This is a genomic window from Neorhizobium petrolearium, assembly GCF_017873175.1.
Classification (GTDB): domain Bacteria; phylum Pseudomonadota; class Alphaproteobacteria; order Rhizobiales; family Rhizobiaceae; genus Neorhizobium; species Neorhizobium petrolearium.
The window spans coordinates 78847-92976 of the sequence record NZ_JAGGJW010000008.1 but is presented as its reverse complement, the minus strand read 5'-3'; the positions used below and the strand labels follow the sequence as shown (position 1 = coordinate 92976).

The following is a 14130-nucleotide window of genomic DNA, read 5'->3' as shown; positions in this document are numbered from 1 at the left end:
CATTCATGGTGTGACATAGACCGCAGATGCGGAATGTCACGCGCGCTTTACGCGAAATACGGGCAGGCGAACCATGTTCCTTTTCGCCTGCCCGAAGCTTGCCCTTATGTGGCGTCAGCCCTTGAGGACTTCAACCAGCGTCTTACCTAGGCGGGCCGGAGACGGCGATACCTTGATACCCGCCGATTCCATGGCCGCGATCTTCGATTCCGCGTCGCCCTTGCCACCGGAAACGACAGCACCGGCATGGCCCATCGTGCGGCCCTTCGGAGCCGTGCGTCCGGCGATGAAGCCAGCCATCGGCTTCTTGCGGCCCTTCTTGGCTTCGTCCTTGAGGAACTGCGCCGCATCTTCTTCCGCCGAGCCGCCGATTTCGCCGATCATGATGATCGACTGCGTGGCGTCATCAGCCAGGAACATTTCCAAGACGTCGATGAACTCGGTGCCCTTGACCGGGTCGCCACCGATGCCAACGGCCGTGGTCTGGCCGAGGCCTTCGTTCGAGGTCTGGAAGACCGCTTCGTAGGTCAGCGTGCCGGAGCGCGAAACAATACCGACCGAACCCTTGCGGAAGATGGAGCCCGGCATGATGCCGATCTTGCACTCTTCCGGCGTCAGGATGCCGGGGCAGTTCGGGCCGAGCAGGCGGGATTTGGACCGGTCAAGGCGAGCCTTGACGCGAACCATGTCCATGACCGGGATACCCTCGGTGATGCAGGTGATGAACGGAATCTCGGCCTCGATCGCCTCGATGATCGCGTCGGCGGCGCCCGCCGGCGGGACGTAGATGACGGACGCGTCGGCGCCAGTCTTTTCCTTGGCTTCAGCAACGGACGTGAAGATCGGCAGCGACGTGCCGTCGACGCCGGACGACCACGATTCCCCGCCCTTTTTGGGATGAACGCCCCCCACCATCTTGGTGCCGTAATAGGCGAGCGCCTGTTCCGTATGGAAGGTACCGGTCTTGCCGGTCAGGCCCTGGACGATGACCTTCGTGTCTTTGTTGACGAGAATAGACATTGGTTGCGGTCCTTCCAGGTTAGGCTTCGATCGCCGCGACGATCTTCTTCGCCGCGTCATCAAGATCGTCAGCCGCAGTGATCGCGAGACCGGACTCGTTCAGGATTTTCTTGCCGAGCTCGACATTGGTGCCTTCCAGACGCACGACGAGCGGAACCTTCAGGCCGACTTCCTGCACGGCAGCGACAACGCCCTCGGCAATAACGTCGCAGCGCATGATGCCGCCGAAGATATTGACGAGAATGCCTTCGACCTTGGGGTCCGCGGTGATGATCTTGAAGGCCGCAGCGACCTTCTCCTTGCCGGCGCCGCCGCCGACGTCGCAGAAGTTCGCCGGCTCTTTGCCATAAAGCTTGATGATGTCCATCGTCGCCATGGCGAGGCCTGCGCCGTTGACCATGCAGCCGATATTACCGTCAAGCGCCACATAGGCGAGGTCCCACTTGGAGGCCTCGATTTCCTTGCTGTCTTCTTCTGTCTCGTCGCGCAGCGCCTTGATGTCGTCGTGGCGGAAGAGCGCATTGCCGTCGAACGAAACCTTGGCGTCGAGCACGCGCAGGTGGCCGTTCTTCATGACGATCAGCGGGTTGATTTCGAGAAGCGACATGTCCTTCTCGTCGAAGGCCTTGTAGAGGATCGGGAAGAGCGACTTGGCGTCCTCGGCGGCAGCACCGGTAAGCTCGAGAGCCTTGGAGATCGCAGCGACGTCGGCAGCCGTCACCCCGGCTTCCGGATCGATGGCGATCGTGTGGATCTTCTCGGGCGTATCGTGGGCAACGGCCTCGATGTCCATGCCGCCTTCGGTCGAGACGACGAAGGCCACGCGGCCGACCGAGCGATCGACCAGCAGCGAGCAATAGAGCTCACGGGCGATGTCGGCGCCATCCTCGATATAGAGGCGGTTGACTTGCTTGCCGGCTTCGCCGGTCTGCGCGGTCACCAACGTGTTGCCGAGCATCTCCTTGACATTGGCAACCACTTCTTCGATCGACTTTGCAAGGCGCACGCCCCCCTTGGCTTCCGGGCCGAGTTCCTTGAACTTGCCCTTGCCGCGACCGCCCGCATGGATCTGGCTCTTCACCACGTAAAGCGGGCCAGGAAGCGACTTCGCAGCAGCTTCCGCCTCTTCAACCTTCAGGATGGCCACGCCCTGGGCCACCGGCGCACCGTAGCTCTTCAGCAGAGCCTTGGCCTGATATTCATGGATATTCATGGGTCAATCCCTGTTTCGATTATTTCAGCGCGCCCATTACTTCAGAGCGGGGGCGATGTTGATGCAGGCTTCGCAGAGACCGGCGACCGCGCCGACGGACTTCTGGAAGGCTTCCTCTTCGGTCTTGTTGAATTCGACTTCGATGACGCGCTCGACGCCACCGGCGCCGAGAACCACCGGAACGCCAACATACATGTCCTTCACGCCGTACTGACCGGAAAGGTAAGCTGCGCAGGGCAGCACGCGCTTCTTGTCCTTGAGGTAGGATTCGGCCATCTCGATCGCGGATGCGGCCGGAGCGTAGTAGGCCGAACCGGTCTTGAGAAGACCGACGATTTCGGCGCCGCCGTCACGGGTGCGCTGGATGATCTCTTCGAGGCGCTCTTTGGTGGTCCAGCCCATCTTCACAAGGTCGGTCAACGGAATGCCGCCGACGGTGGAATAACGTGCCAGCGGCACCATCGTATCGCCATGGCCGCCAAGAACGAATGCGGTGACGTCCTGGACGGAAACGTTGAACTCTTCGGAGATGAAGAGGCGGAAACGGGCCGAGTCGAGCACGCCGGCCATGCCGACGACCATGTTCTTTGGCAGGCCCGAAAATTTCTGGAGCGCCCAGACCATCGCGTCGAGCGGATTGGTGATGCAGATCACGAAGGCGTTCGGGGCATATTTCTTGATGCCGGCGCCGACCTGTTCCATGACCTTGAGGTTGATGCCGAGCAGGTCGTCGCGGCTCATGCCCGGCTTGCGGGCAACGCCGGCGGTGACGATGCAGACGTCAGCGCCTTCGATGGCCGAATAATCGCTGGCGCCGGAGAGCTTCGCATTGAAACCTTCGACCGGGCCGGACTGGGCGATATCGAGGCCCTTGCCCTGCGGAATACCGTCAGCGATGTCGAAGAGGACGACGTCGCCCAGCTCTTTCAGGCTGGCGAGATGCGCCAGCGTGCCACCGATCATGCCAGAACCAATAAGTGCGATCTTCTTGCGCGCCATCGAAAAGCTTCCTTTCGAGATCTGAATCCACAGCAGACCAGGGCAGATCCGCCAATGTGCACGACCGCATACAGCCATCCGGGAAAAATGGCAATCGATTATTTTGTGAGTATATTTTTCAATCGGTTAGATCATAAAATTCTTACGTAAACGTAAGACATAATGTCACCAAAACTTCAAACTCGGCGGCGTTTTTCCTGATGCAGCGCAAGATAGTCGGGGCTGCGCATCTCGAAGAGGCGCGACACGGTTCGGTCGAATTCGAAGCCTTCCGTCCCCTTACGCTCAAGGAGAATATCCTCCGGCGACGTCGCTGCGGAAACGTAGAGTCTGACCGTATGGTCATAAAACGCATCGATCAGGTTGATCAGCCGCTTTGTCTCGTTCCGCCTGTCCGGTCCGAGCTGCGGAATATGTTCGACGAAAACGGTATCAAAACGACCGGCGATGGCTAGATAATCGGAAGCACCCAGCGGCTTGCCGCAGATATCCGAAAAATCGAAGCGCGCGGCGCGTCCGGCGGCGGCGGGAACGTGAATACTGCGGCCTTTCCTCGGGATCTCGACGGGTTCGGCCCTCTTGCCTTCCGTCACCTGATGCCAGGCGGCCTCCATCGCCGCGTCGGCGCGCCCATCGAGCGGCGTCACATAGACCGGCAGGCTCGCAAGCTTCTGCATGCGATAATCGTTGGGCGAGTCTAGCGTCACCACGTCGACATATTTGTTGAGCAGCGCGATGAACGGCAGGAAGAGCCCGCGGTTGAGCCCATCCTTGTAGAGGTTTTCCGGCGCCACATTGGAGGTCGCGATCAATACGCAACCGAGATTGAAAAGCTCGGTGAAAAGACGCGCCAGAATCATCGCATCCGTAATGTCGGTCACGGAGAATTCATCGAAGCAGAGAAGCTCGGCCTCCGCATAAAGCGCTGCAGCGACCGGCGGCACCGGATCGGCCTGCCGCGTTTCACCGCGCTTCACCCTCATCCGATGCTCATGGATGCGGTTGTGCACGTCCGCCATGAACTCGTGGAAATGCGCGCGGCGCTTCTTCTCTGTCGGCACCTTCTTGAAGAACATGTCCATCAGCATGGTCTTGCCGCGCCCGACGCTGCCATGGACGTAAAGTCCGCGGATTTCCCGCGGCCGCCCGCCGCCCCTGGCGAACAGCCAGCCGAGCGCGCTCTTCTTCTTCGCCGGCTTCGTTTCCCTAAGGCATGTCAGGACATGGTCGAGCCTCGCCGCCACATCGAGTTGGGCGGCATCGGCCGTCAACGCACCCGACAACGTCAGCGCCTTCAGCTCTTCGCCGACGCTCGCCGTGTATTCGGGAATGGGTTCCAACCGGACGCTCTCAAATGTATGGAGCCGCTCAGCGGCTCAGGCTGACCGGCTGTCCGGAATTCATCGTACCGTCGAAACGGTTGTCGGCACTCTTGTAGACTCGTCCGATGACGTCGCCGGCCCGATTCTTGAACTGGACCATCTTGCCCGACACGTCCCAGGAGCCCATGGTCGTCAGTTCCCCGACACAACCGCGGGTTCCGCCACGCGAACCGCCCCCGAGATTGGTGAGCGTCAGGAACATGTCGCAGGAGGCACCGGCATTCGAGACGCGCCAGTTGCCGACCATGGCTTCCTTCTTGACGTCGAGAGCACTCGCCGGCGCCGCCGCATTCGGGTCAACCGCAGCCGTGTTCGGGTTGGCAGCCGGAGCGGTGGGGAACTGCGATGCGCCGCCCGGAGGCGGAAGCTGCCCGCCCTGCACCGACGGAACGGGCTGGGCCTGAAGAGGAGCGGGTTGAGAAGGCAAGTCGCTGTAGGGACTGTATGAAGTACGCTGGCAACCGGCAAGTGCTATCGCAAGAACGAGGCCTGTCGCCACATATCTGAACTGCATCATCTAACTCCCGCTTTCAGTCGGTATCCGCCGCTAATGCCACTGAATTGAGACCGAATTACCGTAAAGCCCCTTGGTTAATCAAGTGTGACTGGAACAATTTGGCCGCTTATTGCGAGTTCGCGCCTGCAGAACGCTTCGATCGGTTTCGGCAAGCAACAGGGCGCCGGTGCTGTTTTGGAAGACCTTCGCCGGCAAGGAAAAAATCAACCCGCCCCCGAAATACGGGAGCGGGCCGCAAAGAAGAGCAGACACCCGAACGCCTCAGACGCGGCGCTCGACCATCATCTTCTTGATTTCGGCGATAGCTTTGGCCGGGTTCAAACCCTTCGGGCAGGTCTGCGTACAGTTCATGATTGTATGGCAACGATAGAGCCGGAAAGGATCCTCGAGATTGTCGAGGCGCTCGCCCTTGGCTTCGTCGCGGCTATCGATCAGCCAGCGATAGGCCTGCAACAGAACGGCCGGACCGAGATAACGGTCGCCATTCCACCAATAGCTCGGACAGGAGGTCGAGCAACAGGCGCAGAGGATGCATTCGTAGAGACCGTCGAGCTTCAGGCGATCCTCGTGGCTCTGCTTCCACTCCTTGGCCGGCGGCGGCGAAACCGTCTTCAGCCAGGGCTCGATCGAGCGGTGCTGGGCATAGAAATTGGTGAGGTCCGGAACAAGGTCCTTCACCACCGGCATGTGGGGCAGCGGATAGATCTTCACGGTGCCCTTGATGTCGTCCATGCCCTTGGTGCAGGCGAGCGTGTTGGTACCGTCGATATTCATCGCGCAGGAGCCGCAGATGCCTTCGCGGCAGGAGCGGCGTAGCGTCAGGGTCGGGTCGATATTGTTCTTGATGTAGAGCAGACCGTCGAGAACCATCGGCCCGCAATCATCGACATCGATGTAATAAGTGTCGATGCGCGGGTTCTGGCCGTCGTCCGGATTCCAGCGATAGACGCGGTACTCGCGAACATTCTTGGCGCCTTCCGGCTTCGGCCAGACCTTGCCTTCGGTCATCTGAGAGTTCTTGGGGAGAGCGAGTTCAACCATTGCTAGACTTCCGATCCTTGGCGGCAAGCGCCATACTGTCTTTCAGGTTATAACCATTCGGCGCCCAGGGGGCGACCGTCGTGTTCAAAAGTTTCAAGGGTTGGCCTTTGATCGCCGCCCAGACAAGCTTCAGCCGTTCCAGAGCCCGGAGCAGCGGCATCCACGCGGCCCGGCCGAACGGCGCGCGGACATGCGCCCGTTTCGACGTCTTGTCGGTGGCGATCACGCTCGCCGAGCCCGACTGCATGATGACCCAGGGAGCAAGATGCGCCACGTCGCAATCGTGGTAGGCGCCGCTCCAGAGGAAATCGTCGGCCGGCACGCAGTTCTGGTCGACACTCGCAAGCAGGCGCTCCGCACCTCGGCGCGTCACCAGATACGCGGCCGAACCCGATGCGGGACGCAGCGAACGAACCAGCCTGTGTTCACCGAGTTGACGTATCGTTACCGCCTTGCGACCACCCGGGCGGAAAACGCCCTCGAGCTTGACGATATCGACGCCGAGATCCGAACCGAGCAATTCGGAAACAGCCTCGACGAAACCGGGCTGCGGCTCTGCGTCATCCTCCAGCACAAGTGCATAGGTGAAATCGGAGGCAAGAAACCGCCGCCAGGTCAGCACATGGCCAGCGAGACAGGCTTCTTCCGTCAGCATGAAGAGCCGGTTGCGGTGGCCGTTCCAGGCAACGCCGTCCGGCGGGAACCGCAGCGACAGCCCGCGAACAGACAGAACGGCCTGAGGATTGTTCCGCGCATCGACGGCCGCAATCCTCTCAAGTGGCCATTTGAGATGGCCGAAATGCCGTTCGATCTCGGCCCACCGGTCAGGCGAGCGATCGAGATTGATCGCGAATATGCCGAGAAGACGCCTGGAGGGCACTTTCTCGGCAGAATTCGCGATGGACGGCATAGCTGTCATGGCCTCAGTACACGCGTGCCTTGGGCTCGATCTTGTGCGGATCGATACCTTCTGCGATGAGCTCGGTGTGGACCGGGCGGTAGTCGAGCTTGACCTCACCGACCTCGCTCACCCAGGCGAGCGTATGCTTGCGCCAGTTCTCGTCGTCGCGGCCGCCGAAGGGGCCGGACGTATAGTCCTCGCGGGCATGCGAACCGCGGCTTTCCTTGCGGGCTTCCGCGCCGTAGACCGTGGTGATCGCGTTCGCCATCAGGTTCTGCAGTTCGAGCGTTTCCACGAGGTCGGAGTTCCAGATCATCGAACGGTCGGTGACCTTGATGTCCTTGAGCTCGCCCCAGATTTCCGAAAGCCGGCGGCAGCCGGATTCAAGCGATTCCTGGGTCCGGAACACCGCCGCGTCTTCCTGCATGGCGCGTTGCATCTTGTCGCGCAGCACGGCGGTTGGCGTGCCGCCGCTGGCATTGCGCAGTCCGTCGAAGCGCGCCATGATCCGGTCGCAGGCCGCCTTGTTCAGCGCCGGCACCGGTGCGTCCCTGTCGATGACCTGGCCGGCGCGGATGGCGGCGGCGCGGCCGAAGACGACGAGGTCGATCAGCGAGTTGGAGCCGAGGCGGTTCGCGCCGTGTACGGAGGCGCAGCCTGCTTCGCCGACAGCCATCAGGCCGGGTGCGATCCGTTCCGGATTGGCACCGTCGGCATTCAGGACTTCACCCCAGAAATTGGTCGGGATGCCGCCCATGTTGTAGTGGACGGTCGGCAGGACCGGGATCGGCTCCCGCGTCACATCCACGCCTGCGAAAATCTTGGCGCTCTCGGAAATGCCCGGCAGGCGCTCGTGTAGGACCGCCGGATCGAGATGGTCGAGATGCAGGAAGATATGGTCCTTGTTTCTGCCGACGCCGCGGCCTTCGCGGATTTCCAGCGTCATGCAACGGGAAACAACGTCGCGGGAGGCGAGGTCCTTGGCCGAGGGCGCATAGCGTTCCATGAAGCGCTCGCCCTCGGAATTGACGAGGTAGCCGCCCTCGCCGCGTGCGCCTTCGGTGATGAGACAGCCCGAACCATAGATGCCGGTCGGATGGAACTGCACGAACTCCATGTCCTGCAGGGGCAGGCCGGCGCGGGCGATCATACCGCCGCCGTCGCCGGTGCAGGTATGGGCGGACGTTGCCGAAAAATAGGCGCGGCCGTAACCGCCGGTCGCCAGCACCACCATCTTGGCGGCGAAGCGATGGATCGTGCCGTCGTCCAGGCACCAGGCGACAACGCCGGTGCAGCGGCCGTCGTCCGACATGATCAGGTCGAGCGCGAAATATTCGACGAAGAATTCCGCATTGTTCCTGAGCGACTGACCGTAAAGCGTGTGCAGGATCGCGTGACCGGTGCGGTCGGCGGCAGCGCAGGTGCGCTGCACCGGCGGGCCTTCGCCATAGTTCTGCATATGGCCGCCGAACGGACGCTGATAGATCTTGCCTTCCTCGTTGCGCGAGAAGGGCACGCCGTAATGCTCGAGTTCATAGACGGCCTTCGGCGCTTCCATGACCATGTACTGCATGGCATCGACGTCACCGAGCCAGTCGGAGCCCTTGACGGTGTCGTAGAGGTGCCACTGCCAGCTGTCCGGCGTCATGTTCTGCAGCGAGGCGGCGATGCCGCCCTGTGCCGCGACCGTATGCGAGCGGGTCGGGAAAACCTTGGTGATGCAGGCGGTCTTGAAGCCCTGCTCGGCCATACCGAGCGTGGCGCGCAGGCCAGCGCCACCGGCGCCCACGACGATCACGTCATAGGAATGGTCGACATAGGTATAGGCCTTGCCGGTCTGGGCGATGGGTGTGATCGATGCCATAACGGGATTATCCTGCAAACGCGATTTTCAGGGCGGCGAGAAGACAGAGGCCGCCGATCAGGAAGGAAAAGAAGGCATTGAGGATGAGAAGAGCGATCTTCATGCCTTCGGAATGGATGTAATCCTGGATGATCTCTTCCATGCCGAGACGCATATGCACGATACTTGCGACGATGGTCAGCGCATTGATCGTGGCAACGAAGGGATTGGCGAGCGCGCCGACCACTTCGGCATAGGGCTTGCCGGCATAGATGATCAGGAAAACGATGTAGAAAACGAGGAGCGGAACAAGCGCGATGGACGTGGTCCTGACGCGCCAGAAATGCTCCGTACCGCTCTTGGCCGAACCAAGACCGCGGACTTTTCCGAGAGGAGTGCGCATATCCATGATCCTGTCCCCTCAGCGAACGATAAGCACGACCGCCCAGACCAGGACAGTCAGGACGATGGACGCGACGAGATTGGCCTTGGCGAGCATGGTCGAGAATTCCTTCTCGAAGCCGTAGCCTAGATCCCACATGATGTGGCGCAGACCACCGAGCAGATGGTGGATGAGGGCCCAGGTATAGCCGAAAAGCACGAGCTGCCCGATGATCGAGCCGAACAGCCAATTGATCCAGTTGAAATATTCCTCGCCGGAAGCGGCCGAGATCAGCCAGGCGGCAACAAGCAGCGTGCCGAAGTAGAGCGCTCCGCCGGTAATGCGGTGGACGATCGACATCGCCATGGTGGGAATGAATTTATAGATTTGCAGATGCGGCGACAGGGGCCGGTTATTTGTCACATTCGCCATCAGAACCTCGCGGCGTCGTATGCGGTATCTCGGGCGGGCGCCCAACAATGCACGATGCCGAAGAAATGTGCATTGCATCATCGGCGTGGTTTAATCTTCGAAATCACGGACGACAAGAACAATTCAAACGGATTTCAAATTTAATCGATTGTGTCTTTCTCAAGGCGGCATCGGCTCAAACCCCGCGGTCACATTAACCACGATTTGCAAAGAATTCGTTGCCGGCATGACGAGCGAGGCCGTTTCATGTTAACGTTTCGTTAACGATTTTGCCGGAGTTCGCCATGATCGCGAATCGCATGAAGCCTGTTTTCGTTGCCGGCGTGGTGCTGGCAGCGACATTGTCGTCCCCCTCGCAGGCGGGCGACCGCGACTACGGCCACTGGCACTATCTATCCGCACCCGCCGGTGCATTTGTCTCCAATAGCGACCTCGCCGCCTTTGTCAGCAAGCCCGGTATTTTCAGCGGCACGTTCGACGTAGCCCGCACCGCAAGCCGTAGCGTCTATATCCTGCGGAGCTATCGCGACACACCCTTCACGAGCCCCGTTATATCAATGACAGGGAGCGGCTCGGTTTCGCCTTCCGTGAAGATCATCAACGTCGCCGGCGAAACGGAGGATCCTTTCGCACCCGTCAACGCCTGCACCTACGAGGCCGGCGCCTGCGTCATCCGCGGCGGGAATTGAACGTCCGTCGGCGATCCACCGCCTTGGCAGTTTCCTCTACGTTCCCCTGCCGGCCAGAGGGCGGCGGCTCGGCACCCCCCATCTACCCGAACCGCCACACAGTCGTCCGCTTCACCTCGCTGTCCTCCAGCGCCCGGGTCACCGGCACCTGGTAGACCGCAAGCTGCCTCAGCCGATCCTTCGGGCAATAACTCCGCCCCGGATCACCGATCAATACCAGTTTCCCTTCGGCTGCGAGTTGCGCGAACCAGGGAATCAGCGCATCGGCGAAATCTCTATCGTAGAAGACGTCACCGGCAAGGATCACGTCCGCATCGACTGCCTTGCCGGTCAGATTTTCACCGGTAAACCCGATCTCGGCCCCATTTTCGGCGGCATTCAACGCGACGGCGCTCTCCGCCCACGGATCGATATCCGCCGCCAGCACGTCCGAGGCGCCGGCCAGTTTGGCGGCGATCGCCACCAGCCCCGAACCGCTGGCGAAATCCAGCACCCTTTTGCCGGCTACCGTTTCCGGATGGTCGAGAATGAAGCGCGCCAGCCCCTGCCCGCCCGCCCAGGCGAAGGCCCAGAAGGGCGGCGGCAGGCCGATCTTGTCCAGATCCTCTTCCGTCTTCAGCCAGAGCTCATGCGCTTCGGTCGCAAGATGCAGCCGGATTTCCGGCACATGCGGCGGCGGCATGAGATCGGTGTTTTCGAGGATAAAGGTCCTGGGATCGGTCTTCAAATCGCTCAGTCCGGCGAGCGCGGCGGATTGTCGAGACCGCCGAGCCTGCAGATTTCGAAATATTCCTCTTCCGTCACCGGCTGCACGGAAAGCCGCATGGAGGTGACGAGCGACATCTTCTCGAACTTCGGGTTAGCCTTGATGTCCTTCAGCGTTACCGGCTTCGGCATATCCGTGACCGCGCGGATATCGACGCAGTCCCAGCGGGGATCGTCCTTGGCGGTCGAATCGGGGTGCGACAATGCGCAGACCTCGACGATGCCGACGATCTCCAGCCCCTCATTGGAATGGTAGAAGAAGCCCTTTTCGCCGATCTTCATCGCCCGCATGTTGTTGCGCGCCTGGTAGTTGCGCACCCCGGTCCATTCAGTGCCCTTGGCGCCAGCCGCCTTCTGCTGTTCCCAGGACCAAGAAGAAGGTTCGGATTTATAAAGCCAGTACGCCATCTTTCGCTTCACTCCGCCGGCTTGTTGAAGACCCAGTTATACGGTTTGACTTCGACCTTCTCGAAGAGACCGGCGAGATAATAGGGATCGGCTTCCGCGATCGTCCGGGCAGCCTCCATGTCGGCGGCCTCGACAATCACCAGGCTGCCGTTCGGCTTGCCTTCGTCATCGAGGAAGGGACCAGCCATTTTCAGCGTACCTTCCGCATTGAGCTTGTTCAGGTGTTCGAGATGAGCGGGACGGGTCTCCATCCGGACGTTCAGATGGCCGGGTTTGTCGGTGCATAGAAAGGCAAACAGCATCGGGTCTTCTCCTAAGAGCGCATCCCGAAAAGTGTGAAGCGGTTTTCGGACAAGATGCGCGATCAACTAAAGGAATTGCTATTCGGTTTTGATCGGCCGTGTCATGAGTTGCTCCATGGCCGACATGATATCGAGCTTCCCGTCGATGATCGCCGCCACCGCCCCGGTCACCGGAAGCTCGACCGAGAACTTTTCCCCCAGTCGGGCCGCGACCGAAGCCGCATGAAAGCCCTCGACCAGCGGACCGCCGGCAGTCTCCGCAGGCTCGCCCTTGCCAAGCGCGATGCCGAAGCGAAGGTTACGGGATTGATGGCTCGTGCCGGTCAGTACCAGATCGCCGAGCCCCGAAAGCCCGCGCACCGTATCCGCCCTGCCGCCCATAGCCTCGACGAGCCGCGACATCTCCGCAAGCCCGCGCGAGATCAGCGCAGCACGCGCAGAATCCCCGAGGCCCGCGCCTTCGATGATGCCGCAGGCGATCGCCAGCACGTTCTTGAGCGCGCCGCCGAGCTGCACCCCGACCCGGTCGGTCGAGGCGTAGAGGCGGAACGTTCGGCCCGAGAGCATGTTTGCAAGTCGTTCCGAAAGAGCCTTGTCCTCCGCAGCAATCACCATGGCGGTCGGCAGACCGCGCGCGATATCGGCAGCAAAACCGGGACCGGACAAAACGGCGATCGGATGATGCGGCAGTTCCGCTTCCAGCACTTCCGTCAGCAGCTTGCCCGAAGACTTGTCCATTCCCTTGGCACAGATGACCACCACCGCATCCCTGGCGAGATAGGGACCATAATGCCGTGCCGCATCCGCCTGCGCCTGGGAAGGCATGGCGAAAAGCACAAGGCTCGCCTCGCTGATCGCATCCGGTTCGGCGGAAAACTCCAGCGCATCCGGCAATGGCACGCCGGGAAGCGCTGCGTCATGCACGCGATCCTCACGCAGGTCGCTCATCAGCTCAGGGTCGCGGCCGATCAACGTCACCGGATACCGACCCTCCAGCGAGATCACGGCCGCAAGCGCGGTCCCGAAAGCTCCCGCACCGATGACGACGATGCGCTCCTGGACGTTCATGCCTTGGCCCCCCGCTTGCCGGAACCGAGGAGCGTCTGAGCCTGCCTGTCCAGCGGCCAGCGCGAGCGCGGCGCGACATCGAGCGGATCAGTCGGAAAATCCTCCGCCAGCCGTTCGAGGCCTGCCCAGGCGATCATCGCGGCATTATCGGTGCAGAGCCTCAATGGCGGTGCGATGAAGCGGAAACCGTTCTCGATGCAGAGCGCCTGCAGCGTGCGGCGGATTTCCTGATTGGCCGCGACGCCTCCCGCCACCACCAGGGCCGGATCGACGTCGAGATTGGCGAATTCTTCCTTGAAACGCGCCAGCCCGCGGCCGATACGGTCGCGCAGCGTGCGGGAAACCGCCTTCTGGAATGAGGCGCAGATATCGGCCACATCCTGTTCGGAAAGCGGAGCGATCTCGGTCGCCGCCTGCCGCACGGCAGTCTTGAGGCCGGAGAAGGAAAAATCGAGCCGCGCCTCGCCGACCAACGGGCGTGGAAGGGAGAAGCGGTCCGGATCGCCGCCCTGTGCGGCTTTTTCCACGGCCGGCCCGCCGGGATAGGGCAGACCGAGCAGCTTTGCCGTCTTGTCGAAGGCTTCGCCAAGCGCATCATCAATCGTCGTGCCCCAGCGCTCATATTCGCCGACGCCGCGCACCAGCACGAGCTGCGTATGACCGCCGGATACCAGCAGCATGAGGTAGGGGAACGAAAGGCCATCCGTCAGACGCGCCGTCAGCGCGTGGCCTTCGAGATGATTGATGGCGAGCAATGGCTTGCCGGCGGCGAGTGCAATCGCCTTGGCCGTCATCAGCCCGACGATCAGTCCGCCGATCAGGCCCGGCCCGGAGGTCGCGGCAACCGCATCGATCTCGTCGAGCGAGACATCGGCGCGGTGAAGAGCCTCCTCGACCAGTCCGTCCAACGCCTCCACATGGGCACGTGCCGCGATCTCCGGCACCACGCCGCCATAAACGCTGTGCTCATCGAGTTGGGACAGCACGACATCGGAAAGGATTTCGCCGCGGCCGTCCTCATGACGCGCGACCACCGCCGCAGCGGTCTCGTCGCAGCTAGTTTCGATGCCGAGGATGCGAAGAAAGGTCGCCATGCCCTATCGTTGATTGCCTATCGTTGATTGCGAGCCGGAAGAAAGAGGTTTACGAGAGCTTCCGGTAACAACGG

At 61.4% G+C, this 14130-nt stretch carries 16 protein-coding genes; 1 reads left to right on the top strand and 15 read right to left on the bottom strand.

Going from position 1 to position 14130, the window contains the following annotated elements; translation table 11 throughout:
* Window positions 1–114: 114 nt before the first annotated feature.
* The 10 genes from sucD to sdhC all read right to left on the bottom strand — a co-directional run bounded on the left by sucD (window position 115) and on the right by sdhC (window position 9730).
* On the bottom strand, window positions 115–1020 hold the full coding sequence (gene sucD / locus J2046_RS16545; protein ID WP_210053606.1) for a succinate--CoA ligase subunit alpha: 906 nt from the start codon (window positions 1018–1020) through the stop codon (window positions 115–117).
* A 19-nt stretch (window positions 1021–1039) separates the two neighbouring features.
* A complete protein-coding gene (gene sucC, locus J2046_RS16540; RefSeq protein ID WP_210053604.1) occupies window positions 1040–2233 on the bottom strand; it encodes an ADP-forming succinate--CoA ligase subunit beta in 1194 nt (397 codons plus the stop codon).
* 36 nt (window positions 2234–2269) lie between these two features.
* Window positions 2270–3232: a malate dehydrogenase gene (gene mdh / locus J2046_RS16535; RefSeq protein ID WP_210053602.1), complete on the bottom strand. Its 963-nt coding sequence runs from the start codon at window positions 3230–3232 to the stop codon at window positions 2270–2272.
* A gap of 176 nt (window positions 3233–3408) precedes the next feature.
* Window positions 3409–4572 carry a cell division protein ZapE gene (gene zapE / locus J2046_RS16530; RefSeq protein ID WP_210053600.1) on the bottom strand — a complete coding sequence of 388 codons (1164 nt, stop codon included), beginning with the start codon at window positions 4570–4572 and terminating at the stop codon, window positions 3409–3411.
* A 28-nt stretch (window positions 4573–4600) separates the two neighbouring features.
* The gene (locus J2046_RS16525) at window positions 4601–5128 is read right to left on the bottom strand and encodes a protease inhibitor Inh/omp19 family protein (RefSeq protein ID WP_210053981.1); all 528 of its coding nucleotides are present in this window, start codon (window positions 5126–5128) and stop codon (window positions 4601–4603) included.
* A gap of 264 nt (window positions 5129–5392) precedes the next feature.
* Entirely contained in the window at window positions 5393–6172 is a 780-nt protein-coding gene (locus J2046_RS16520) for a succinate dehydrogenase iron-sulfur subunit (protein WP_210053598.1), read from the bottom strand.
* Window positions 6165–7091 carry a glycosyltransferase family 25 protein gene (locus tag J2046_RS16515; protein ID WP_210053596.1) on the bottom strand — a complete coding sequence of 309 codons (927 nt, stop codon included), beginning with the start codon at window positions 7089–7091 and terminating at the stop codon, window positions 6165–6167. The genes J2046_RS16520 and J2046_RS16515 overlap by 8 nt, the downstream gene beginning before the upstream one ends.
* Window positions 7092–7095: 4 nt before the next feature.
* Window positions 7096–8937, bottom strand: a complete 1842-nt coding sequence (gene sdhA, locus J2046_RS16510; protein ID WP_210053594.1) for a succinate dehydrogenase flavoprotein subunit — start codon at window positions 8935–8937, stop codon at window positions 7096–7098.
* A gap of 7 nt (window positions 8938–8944) precedes the next feature.
* Window positions 8945–9325, bottom strand: coding sequence for a succinate dehydrogenase, hydrophobic membrane anchor protein (gene sdhD, locus J2046_RS16505; protein WP_210053592.1), 381 nt, complete (start codon window positions 9323–9325; stop codon window positions 8945–8947).
* Window positions 9326–9337: 12 nt separating this feature from the next.
* Complete coding sequence (sdhC, locus tag J2046_RS16500; protein ID WP_210053590.1) at window positions 9338–9730, bottom strand: succinate dehydrogenase, cytochrome b556 subunit; 393 nt, start codon at window positions 9728–9730, stop codon at window positions 9338–9340.
* Between the two features lie 284 nt (window positions 9731–10014).
* Here sdhC and J2046_RS16495 point away from each other — a divergent pair, with 284 nt between their 5' ends.
* Window positions 10015–10419: a hypothetical protein gene (locus tag J2046_RS16495; protein WP_210053588.1), complete on the top strand. Its 405-nt coding sequence runs from the start codon at window positions 10015–10017 to the stop codon at window positions 10417–10419.
* An 82-nt stretch (window positions 10420–10501) separates the two neighbouring features.
* On the opposite strand, the gene J2046_RS16490 is transcribed toward J2046_RS16495, so the two are convergent.
* The 5 genes from J2046_RS16490 to tsaD all read right to left on the bottom strand — a co-directional run bounded on the left by J2046_RS16490 (window position 10502) and on the right by tsaD (window position 14056).
* Complete coding sequence (locus tag J2046_RS16490; protein ID WP_210053586.1) at window positions 10502–11146, bottom strand: class I SAM-dependent methyltransferase; 645 nt, start codon at window positions 11144–11146, stop codon at window positions 10502–10504.
* A gap of 5 nt (window positions 11147–11151) precedes the next feature.
* Window positions 11152–11592 carry an EVE domain-containing protein gene (locus J2046_RS16485; protein ID WP_210053584.1) on the bottom strand — a complete coding sequence of 147 codons (441 nt, stop codon included), beginning with the start codon at window positions 11590–11592 and terminating at the stop codon, window positions 11152–11154.
* A gap of 8 nt (window positions 11593–11600) precedes the next feature.
* Complete coding sequence (locus J2046_RS16480) at window positions 11601–11894, bottom strand: YciI-like protein (protein ID WP_037156768.1); 294 nt, start codon at window positions 11892–11894, stop codon at window positions 11601–11603.
* 78 nt (window positions 11895–11972) lie between these two features.
* On the bottom strand, window positions 11973–12962 hold the full coding sequence (locus J2046_RS16475; protein ID WP_210053582.1) for an NAD(P)H-dependent glycerol-3-phosphate dehydrogenase: 990 nt from the start codon (window positions 12960–12962) through the stop codon (window positions 11973–11975).
* A complete protein-coding gene (gene tsaD / locus J2046_RS16470; RefSeq protein ID WP_210053581.1) occupies window positions 12959–14056 on the bottom strand; it encodes a tRNA (adenosine(37)-N6)-threonylcarbamoyltransferase complex transferase subunit TsaD in 1098 nt (365 codons plus the stop codon). The genes J2046_RS16475 and tsaD overlap by 4 nt, the downstream gene beginning before the upstream one ends.
* Between the last annotated feature and the right edge of the window lie 74 nt (window positions 14057–14130).

Bases quoted from the DNA above. Each gene is read 5' to 3' on its own strand.
- tsaD (WP_210053581.1), bottom strand. From the start codon at position 14,056: ATGGCGACCTTTCTTCGCATCCTCGGCATCGAAACTAGCTGCGACGAG.
- J2046_RS16495 (WP_210053588.1), top strand. From the start codon at position 10,015: ATGATCGCGAATCGCATGAAGCCTGTTTTCGTTGCCGGCGTGGTGCTG.
- sdhD (WP_210053592.1), bottom strand. From the start codon at position 9,325: ATGGATATGCGCACTCCTCTCGGAAAAGTCCGCGGTCTTGGTTCGGCC.
- J2046_RS16525 (WP_210053981.1), bottom strand. From the start codon at position 5,128: ATGCAGTTCAGATATGTGGCGACAGGCCTCGTTCTTGCGATAGCACTT.
- J2046_RS16485 (WP_210053584.1), bottom strand. From the start codon at position 11,592: ATGGCGTACTGGCTTTATAAATCCGAACCTTCTTCTTGGTCCTGGGAA.
- J2046_RS16520 (WP_210053598.1), bottom strand. From the start codon at position 6,172: ATGGTTGAACTCGCTCTCCCCAAGAACTCTCAGATGACCGAAGGCAAG.
- J2046_RS16475 (WP_210053582.1), bottom strand. From the start codon at position 12,962: ATGAACGTCCAGGAGCGCATCGTCGTCATCGGTGCGGGAGCTTTCGGG.
- J2046_RS16515 (WP_210053596.1), bottom strand. From the start codon at position 7,091: ATGACAGCTATGCCGTCCATCGCGAATTCTGCCGAGAAAGTGCCCTCC.
- sdhC (WP_210053590.1), bottom strand. From the start codon at position 9,730: ATGGCGAATGTGACAAATAACCGGCCCCTGTCGCCGCATCTGCAAATC.
- sdhA (WP_210053594.1), bottom strand. From the start codon at position 8,937: ATGGCATCGATCACACCCATCGCCCAGACCGGCAAGGCCTATACCTAT.
- sucC (WP_210053604.1), bottom strand. From the start codon at position 2,233: ATGAATATCCATGAATATCAGGCCAAGGCTCTGCTGAAGAGCTACGGT.
- J2046_RS16480 (WP_037156768.1), bottom strand. From the start codon at position 11,894: ATGCTGTTTGCCTTTCTATGCACCGACAAACCCGGCCATCTGAACGTC.
- mdh (WP_210053602.1), bottom strand. From the start codon at position 3,232: ATGGCGCGCAAGAAGATCGCACTTATTGGTTCTGGCATGATCGGTGGC.
- sucD (WP_210053606.1), bottom strand. From the start codon at position 1,020: ATGTCTATTCTCGTCAACAAAGACACGAAGGTCATCGTCCAGGGCCTG.